At 65.0% G+C, this 6632-nt stretch carries 5 protein-coding genes; 1 reads left to right on the top strand and 4 read right to left on the bottom strand.

What is annotated here, in order from left to right; translation table 11 throughout:
• The 3 genes from H3O04_RS33030 to H3O04_RS33020 all read right to left on the bottom strand — a co-directional run.
• On the bottom strand, positions 1-372 hold a 372-nt coding region (locus H3O04_RS33030), incomplete at its 3' end, for a winged helix-turn-helix domain-containing protein (protein ID WP_202589286.1).
• A gap of 445 nt (positions 373-817) precedes the next feature.
• Positions 818-3028 (bottom strand): xanthine dehydrogenase family protein molybdopterin-binding subunit, encoded by a 2211-nt coding sequence (locus H3O04_RS33025; protein ID WP_011547309.1) that lies wholly within the window; start codon positions 3026-3028, stop codon positions 818-820.
• Positions 3029-3030: 2 nt separating this feature from the next.
• Complete coding sequence (locus tag H3O04_RS33020) at positions 3031-3492, bottom strand: (2Fe-2S)-binding protein (RefSeq protein WP_006480868.1); 462 nt, start codon at positions 3490-3492, stop codon at positions 3031-3033.
• A gap of 181 nt (positions 3493-3673) precedes the next feature.
• Between H3O04_RS33020 and H3O04_RS33015 the strand changes: the two genes are divergently transcribed.
• Positions 3674-4597, top strand: coding sequence for an AraC family transcriptional regulator (locus H3O04_RS33015; RefSeq protein WP_006480869.1), 924 nt, complete (start codon positions 3674-3676; stop codon positions 4595-4597).
• Between the two features lie 224 nt (positions 4598-4821).
• Here the strand turns inward: H3O04_RS33015 and H3O04_RS36410 are convergent, their stop codons facing one another.
• A complete protein-coding gene (locus H3O04_RS36410) occupies positions 4822-5046 on the bottom strand; it encodes a hypothetical protein (RefSeq protein WP_226134186.1) in 225 nt (74 codons plus the stop codon).
• Between the last annotated feature and the right edge of the window lie 1586 nt (positions 5047-6632).

The raw sequence follows: 6632 nt of genomic DNA, 5'->3' as shown, positions 1-6632 counted from the left end.
ACGCGGCGCCGCGCGCAGCACCGGCGCCGCGTCGTGGCGCTCGACGTGCGTCATCGCCGCACCGAACAGCACCAGCCGATAGCCGACCGCGTAGATCGGGATGATCCGCAGGTTCTTGTCGTGTTCGAGTTGCAGCTTCGAACGGATTCGCGAGATATGGGTGTCGAGCGTGCGTGACGACACGCCGAGCTCGCGGCCCCACACGGCTTCCTGGATTGCCTGCCGCGGCACGATCTTGTTCATGTTGTCGAGCAGGAATTCGACGACGTCGAATTCGCGCGGCGTAACGTCAACGACCTTGTTGTCGATTTCGATCGTGCGGCGCACGAAATTGATTTTTATGTTGTCGATGTACAGGTATTTGCAATCCATGGTGGCCCTCGCATGTCCATAAAGGAGTGTTTGCGGGGTCCTGTGCTGCAACTTCCGGGCCAGGGGGCGGTTGTCAGGGGCTAACGGCGGGCGGGAACGGCGCGGACCGCGTAGCAGCCTTGAATTTAAAAAGAATTTTTAACGCGCAACGCCGGGTGCGTGATGAACGGGCCATACCAATGGTGAAGGATTGTTACGTAGCATCGGGCGGGGACGTTACGGGCGTTACGTCTGACGTAACGCGGGGAAGGTACGGACTTCGGGGGCGGCCGGATAAGGCTTCGGCTGGGTAACGAACCCTACATCGAACCCTACCGGGTTTGCCGGGTTTTCTTTTTGAATCAAACGGTTGACGAAGATTTTTGCCGACATCGAACCCTACATGGGCAGCCGAAAAACGCCGGCCACGGGGCCTGCCTCGCCCCGCAGCCGGCGTCCCGGTACCTCAAGCCTTCGCGCTATCCGCCGAATCGAACGGCAGCACGTAATGCCGCTTGCCCGTCGCCGCGAAGATCGCGTTCGCCACGGCCGGCCCGACCGGCGCGACGCCCGGCTCGCCGACCCCGGTCGGCGCCTCGGCCGACGGCACGATATGCACCTCGACCTTCGGCATCTCGGCCATCCGCAGCACGTGGTAGCCGTCGAAGTTGCGCTGCTCCACCTGGCCGTCCTTCAGCGTGATCGCGCTGTGCATCGCGGCGCCGAGTCCGAAGCCGATGCCGCCTTCCATCTGCGCGGCGACGATGTCGGGATTGATCGCGATCCCGCAGTCGACCGCGCATACCACGCGCTCGACCTTCACCTTGCCGTCCGCGTCGACCGAGACCTCGGCCACCTGCGCGACATAGCTCTTGAACGCCTCGGCCACCGCGATCCCGCGCCCGCGGCCCTTCGGCAGCGGCTTGGCCGGGTCCCAGCCGGCCTTCTGCGCGGCCAGCTCCAGCACCGCGCGCATGCGCGGCTCCTTCGCGAGCAGGTCGCGGCGGAACGCGTACGGGTCCTTGCCGGCCGCGTGCGCGGCTTCGTCGATGAACGCCTCGACCGCGTAGGCCGTGTGCGAGCTGCCGACCACGCGCCACCACAGTACCGGCAGGCCGACCTGGGTGGTGGTGAGCTCGACCGACACGTTCGGCACCGCGTACGGCAGGTTCGCCGCGCCCTCGACCGACGTCGCGTCGACGCCGTTCTTGACCATGAACGCCTCGAACGGCGTGCCGGCGAGGATCGACTGGCCGACGATCCGATGGCGCCAGCCCACCAGTTTGCCGTCCGCGGTCAGGCCCGCGTCGAGCTTGTGGAAGTACATCGGCCGGTAGAAGCCGCCCTGGATGTCGTCCTCGCGGGTCCATTGCAGCTTGACGGGCTTGCCGTCCGCGCCGAGCGCCTTCGCGATCGACACGGCCTCGACCACGTAATCCGACCACGCATTCGCGCGCCGGCCGAAGCTGCCGCCCGCATACAGCGTATGGATCTTCACCTGTTCCGGTTTCAGCCCGGCCGTTTTGGCCGCGTTGCCCTGGTCGACCGTCTGGAACTGGTCGCCGGCCCAGATCTCGCAACTGTTCGCCGTCAGCTTGACGACCGCGTCGAGCGGCTCCATCGGCGCATGCGCGAGATACGGGAATTCGTACGTCGCGCTGACCTTGCGCGCCGCGCCGGCGATCGCCGCATCGGCATCGCCATCCTTGCGCGCGGACGTGCCCGGCTTCTCGGCGAGTTGCCGGTATTCGCGCATCAGTTCGTCCGAGCCGCGCTTCTCCGCCTTCGTTTCGTCCCAGTCGATCTTCAGCGCGTCGCGGCCCTGCTTCGCGGCCCAGAAGCCCGTCGCGACGACCGCGACGCCGCCCGGCACCTGCACGACCGAGACGACGCCCGGCACGGCCTTCGCGGCCGTCGCGTCGAACGATTTCACCGTCGCGCCGAAGCGCGGCGGCCGCTGCAGCAGCGCGACACGCATGCCGGGGAAGGTGGTGTCGAGCGTGAAATGCGCGGTGCCGTTCGATTTCGACGACCCGTCGACGCGCGGAATCCGGTGCCCGATCAGCTTGAAATCGGCCGGCTGCTTCAGCGTGACCTTGTCGGGCACCGGCAGCTTCGACGCATCGGCGACGAGCGTGCCGTACGCGGCCGTCTTGCCGCTCTTCGCGTGCGAGACGACGCCGTTGGCGGTGGTCAGCTCGCCGGCCGGCACTTTCCAGCGGGCCGCCGCGGCCGACACGAGCATTGCGCGCGCCTTGCCGCCCGCTTCGCGCAGTTGCTGCCACGAGTTCGACATGGCCGAGCTGCCGCCCGTGCCCTGCATCGTGCCGAACGCGAGGTTCGCATAGCGTTTCGCATCGGCCGGCGCGCTTTCGACGCGCACGCTCGACCAGTCGGCGTCGAGCTCCTCGGCGACGATCGTCGCGATGCCCGTATACGCGCCCTGGCCCATTTCGACGTGCTTCGCGATCACCGTGACGGCGCCGTCGGGCGTGATGCGCAGGAATGCGTTCGGCGCGAAATCGCCGGCCGGCGCGGTCGCGGCGAGCGCGCGGCGGCCGAGACCGGCCCAGTCGAAGCCGATGGTCAGGCTGACGGCGGCCGCGGCCCCCGCGGTTTTCAGGAAGGTGCGGCGCGACGGGCGCACCGCATCGGTGTGGTCGAGTTCGATCGTCATGGTCAGGCTCCCAGCGTCGCGGCCGCGTCGTGGATCGCGGCCCGGATGCGGGCGTAGGTCGCACAGCGGCAGAGGTTGCCGTTCATCGCGGCGTCGATGTCCGCGTCGGTCGGCTTCGGATTCTGTTCGAGCAAGGCGGTGGCCGACATGATCTGGCCGGACTGGCAATAGCCGCATTGCGGCACCTGCAGCTTGACCCACGCGGCCTGCACGGCCTGGGCGGGCTTGCTCTGCAGGCCTTCGATCGTCGTGACGTGCTTGCCCGCGATGCCGGCGAGCGGCAGCACGCATGAGCGGACGGCCTGGCCTTCGAGATGCACCGTGCACGCGCCGCACTGCGCCATGCCGCAGCCGAATTTCGTGCCGGTCAGTCCCGCGTGTTCGCGAATCGCCCAGAGGACGGGCATCGACGGATCGGCGTCGAGCGTGACGTTCTTGCCGTTCAGGACAAACGAGGTAGGCATGTTGTGTGTCTCCGTGGGGAAAACCCGCCATACGGGCAGGTTAGCCGGGAGTGTGCGCGAGGCATCGGTTTTTGCGTCTACCCAATCCTGCAAATTTATTGAACAATCCTGCAAATTCCCTGCACGCCGCGACCCGTTTCGCTATGCTCGCGCGACACGGGAAATCATTCGAGGATGCGTCATGGACATGACCGATATCGTCGCGTCGCGCGAAGCCGGGCGGCGCGAACTGGCGTCGCTGATCGGCCGTTTCGCGCCCGCGGACGGCTCGCATTCGACGGCCGTGCCGGGCCTGATGCTGCATCGGCACACGCGGCCGGTCGATCTCGGCTGCGCCGTATCGCGCGCCGCGCTGGTGATCGCCGCGCAGGGCGCGAAGCGCGTGATCGTGGCCGGCCAGGCTTATGAATACGACACCCACAATTGCCTGATTACGTCGATCGACTTGCCGATCCTCTCACGCGTGACGCGTGCGTCGGCGGACGAACCGTACCTGTGCCTGTCGCTGACGCTCGATCCGCAGCGCATCGTCGAGCTGGCGGCCGAGATGCGGCTGCCCGAGCCCGATGCGGGCCCGGAAGGCGAGGGGATCGCGCTCGCGGAGCTGACGCCGCCGCTGCTCGATGCGGCGCTGCGGTTGCTGCGGCTGCTCGATACGCCGGCCGACATCGCGGTCGTCGCGCCGCTGATCGAGAAGGAAGTGCTGTACCGGCTGATGACGAGCGGCCAGGGCACGCGGCTGCGCCACATGGCGATCGCCGGCAGCCAGACGCACCGGATCGCGCGTGCGATCGAATGGATCCGCGATCACTTCGCGGAGCCGATGCGCGTCGAGTCGCTCGCGCAGGCGGTCAACATGAGCGTGTCGTCGCTGCACCATCATTTCAAGCACGTGACGACGCTGAGCCCGCTGCAGTACCAGAAGCAATTGCGGCTGCACGAGGCGCGTCGGCTGTTGCTGCGGCAGGGTGGCGACGTCGGATCGGTGGCGGCCGTCGTCGGCTATGAAAGCGCGTCGCAGTTCAGCCGCGAATACAGCCGGCTGTTCGGCGCGCCGCCGATGCGCGACGTCGTGCATCTACGCAAGAAGGAACTGCTCGGCTGACGCCCGGTCGCTCGCCGATCGTCATTGCGCGACGACCGATCGCGTGGCGCAGGCAGTCGAACATCGACAGGCGCGGTTCGTCGAAGTGGCCGCGCTCCTGGAAATCTGCATCCCTAACGAATGAACCTTTCATGACGACGCGTTCGCACACGTAGCTGCCGAGAAAGCCTGCTCCACCCGTGACCGGTGCGCGCCGACCGGCACGCGTGTCGATCGCGCCCCTGTCATTCATGGCTTTCCTCTTCGTCAAGCATCTCCAGGAACCATACGTCGATTTGCTCGACGGCGTCGCGCACGCGTTCCATCCCGCCGCATGGGTATCGCTTCGGCAGGCGCCGGTCCGCCTCTGCCGATGTCGACGAAGCGCCGCGACAGGCGCTCCGGTTTCGCTGACAACCCCGTTGATGCTTGAACGACGCAAGCGTCGATCGATCGGTGGTGATCTTCATCGCCTTTTCCCCGATACGCTGATTGACGAGCGGCCGCCGCTTGTATTGCGTGTGCCGTGGCGTGCCGCTCGGTGAGAGCCGGACCTCAGGCAATCGGCATGCCATGAACGACGAAGTCCCGCTGCATGCGGGCGTCGCCATGCAATGACCGTTCGGCGCGAACGTTTGTGTTTCAGGCGTGAATCGTGGGGCCAGGAACGCGCCCGTGGCGATCGCGGGATCGATACGGTTCGATACGACGAAACGCGCGATAAATCAGGCTTTTACGGGATTGGAGGCTTTAAAAGCCGTTTTCAATCGGCATGTTTCAGCGATGAGAATCAAGCGGATAAATGATCGAAAGTGTCTCTTCAATGAGTCGATCTTGTGGATCATGGGGTGAAAGGCGAATCGAATGGAAATGAAAAAAATGATGCTCGTGTTTCTGTCGGGTCATGCGTTTACATTTGTTTTAATTTTTACGCCAGCAATGTGCCGGACGGCAAGATTTTTCACCGCATGATCGTGTCGGTATTTTCACGGATGAATCAAATTCGTTTCGTATTTCGGAGTGAACCCGGGTTCCAGCCTTATCGGTGGCCGTGCCGCACGAAGCGTCGTGCGCCGGGAGCTCCGTTCGCCAGGGTAGCGGACGGCTGTCGGCATGCTGCAACCTGCGGTTTGTCAGCGGAAACGTACGAACGACGGGCCATGCGCCGAGGCGCGCTTCTCAAGTTTGAAACATCCGTTCGCTGGGGCGTCCGGCGCGCTTCGGCGCACCGGATTCGTCCGTCAAATCACGGCATTGCATCGCATTGTTCAACGATCGCCGCCGCTTACCCCTGGTTATCGCGATACATTCCTGAAACAAAAAATGCCGTTCCGGGCGCAATGGTCAGGCCTGGCGGCCGCATACCGCGCGCAACACCCGGTGGCATATCGCATGGCATGCGGTTTGCGAGATTGAACGCACCGGCGAACGGTCGACACGATGCAACAACGATGTGGGGGCGACCAGTTCGTCACGAGCCAGTCGGGGAAGCGGCGATGAACACTATAAGCAGTGGCTTGATCCGCGCGTTTCTTGCGCATCACAGGGGTAGTCGGAATGATCGGGGTCGTGCTCGCGACGCAGTGCCAGCGTCGAGGGTCGCGCCTTGCCGATTTCCCGCCCTCCGCGCGCGCCGCGTGCTGGAGCGGTTGCCGTTCCATGCGGCAACCGGGCGACAGCGGTGCTCGACCTCATTCAGCATTCCCGGATGGGGCAGGCTGTTCGTGCCGGACAGCATGACGCCGATTCCTCTTCAACCGTGCAGAGCCGTTTCGATCGCGCCGGGCCAGTGCCGGCGCCGGCCGGATTAGATCGAACGCGCGTCCGCCGGATTATCCGGAAGGCCTTTCTTCGATAGCTCAGGGAGCAGACATGTCGTCTGGCTGCAATGCAGGCCCGTTATCGCCCGGCTAAAGGGCGCGTGTCGGGCGGTCGCTGCATTTTGGCGGTAGTCGATACATTCGCGAATTTTCAATTCCGGAAGCGGATGCCAGTGCCGGCATCGGTTTTCGACGGGGTATTGAAATCGCGAACCGGAAAGATGTGCGCGTCATTC

Origin of the sequence: Burkholderia sp. KCJ3K979, assembly GCF_016759955.1 — a bacterium.
GTDB classification, from domain to species: domain Bacteria; phylum Pseudomonadota; class Gammaproteobacteria; order Burkholderiales; family Burkholderiaceae; genus Burkholderia; species Burkholderia orbicola.
The sequence above is the reverse complement of the archived record's forward strand: the minus strand, read 5'-3'. Positions and strand labels throughout refer to the sequence as shown.